The 1,744-nt window shown below is 33.9% G+C and carries 2 protein-coding genes; both read left to right on the top strand.

Going from position 1 to position 1,744, the window contains the following annotated elements:
- The coding region (locus WB217_RS10745; protein WP_423993225.1) for a Nif3-like dinuclear metal center hexameric protein at window positions 1-730 on the top strand (730 nt) is incomplete at its 5' end.
- Between the two features lie 261 nt (window positions 731-991).
- Window positions 992-1,462 (top strand): NUDIX hydrolase, encoded by a 471-nt coding sequence (locus WB217_RS10750; RefSeq protein WP_423993226.1) that lies wholly within the window; start codon window positions 992-994, stop codon window positions 1,460-1,462.
- Window positions 1,463-1,744: the final 282 nt, after the last annotated feature.

Below are 1,744 nucleotides of genomic sequence, written 5' to 3' on the forward strand. Positions count from 1 at the left end.
AAAACTATTTCACCATGATCTTTTGGAAGTATTTGATGATGATTTTGGCTTTACAAATAGGTTGAATAATTCGATCAAGGTTATTGGATATTCTACTAACTTATCGATTGAAATCATTGAAAAGGCCGCGGAAAATAATGTTGATCTCTTGTTAACGCATCATGATGCCTGGGATTTTATTTATGGACTAAAAGAGGAATGTATAAAAAAGCTTACTGAGTATAATATGAGCCATTTTTGGATCCACGGTCCATTAGATTATATAGATTTCGGTACAAGCACTTCTCTAATGAACAAATTAGGCATTGATAAATTATTAAAGCCTTCAATTTTTACAGATGGAGGTGAAACTCCAGGAATAGGTGAGTTTAAGGTGGCTGTGGGTTTCGATGTTCTCGTTGACAAAATGTGCAATGAATTAAGTGAGCCAATTAGAGCATGGAGAAATAATGACAAAGAGATAAAAAGGGTTGGCGTACTGACAGGGGCAGGACATGCTACAAACCATCTTAAAACTGCACTTGATGAGGGCTGTGATACATATATAACGGGTGAAGCGACCCTTTATACAATTCAGTACGCTCAATTCGCAGGAATAAACCTTTTGGTCGGAAGTCATACATACACAGAAATTTTCGGTGTGGAAAGCTTGGCTAAGAAAATTCAAGATTTAGATGATGATATTAAAATTGTTAGATTGGAAGAAAGTCATTTTGAATTAGATCAATAATCGTTTTACAGTTTGAAGTGAGAAAAGGAATTGCTTTGCTTCAATGTTAATGGAAAAACAGCATTCATATTTAAAAAGAAAATGGATTTAAGATTGTTTAAACAAAAACAAAGAATAAGTGGCGCAGCATGATAATCTTAAAAATTTAAAGCAGTTTCGATATTATTGGTACTTATACAGACGAAATGGGAAAACCAAAAATCATCTTGGAAAGAGACTTGTAGATTAGAGGTTCATTATGAAAAGATACGGAGAAAATCAATGACTGATAATTTTATCGTTTTAGTTGTGAGTGTATCGATTCTCAAAGAAAATAAAGTATTAATGATAAAGGAAAAGAAGCCTAGTGCGTATAACAAGTGGAATTTTCCATCAGGCCGAATTGAATATATGGAAACCATTCTTGATGCTGCCTGCAGGGAAGTAAAAGAAGAAACTGGTTATCAAGTTCGTCTCACTGGCACAACCGGAGTATATAACTTTATTAGCAGTACAAATAATCAAGTCATCCTATTTCATTTTACTGGTGAAATTATCGGAGGTGCTCTAGAGCTCCAAGAGGATGAGATTATTGATGCAAGATGGGTCACACTTGATGAAATTTCAAATAATCACCCAAGCGAACTCCGAGATGAATCTGTTATTAGGCAAATTGCGAATCGCTTATTGAAGCAAGAAATCAACTCATTAGATATTTTTAGTGAGCTGTTTTTAGGTAACGGAGAAAGCTAGTATAAAAAACACATAAGCAAGAGATTATCCTATCAACAATCAGCTTTTATTTTGATTTATTGAATCCTTTGATAAATAACTTTATTAATGCAGCCTGTTGAATTCCGCTTAAGGCGCTCGCTTTCCGTGGCCTACCCAGCAGTGTTCTTTAATAGAGCCTAACAAATGAAAATAAAGACTTCTTAAAGATGAATTAATAGTTATTGAGGAGTTAAACAGTTATGTCCATTACTGAAAAGAAAGCTATTTCATTAGATTTTTTCAAACCTGAATATACAGCTT

The sequence above is a fragment of the Mesobacillus sp. genome (assembly GCF_049588175.1).
Classification (GTDB): Bacteria; Bacillota; Bacilli; order Bacillales; family Cytobacillaceae; genus Mesobacillus.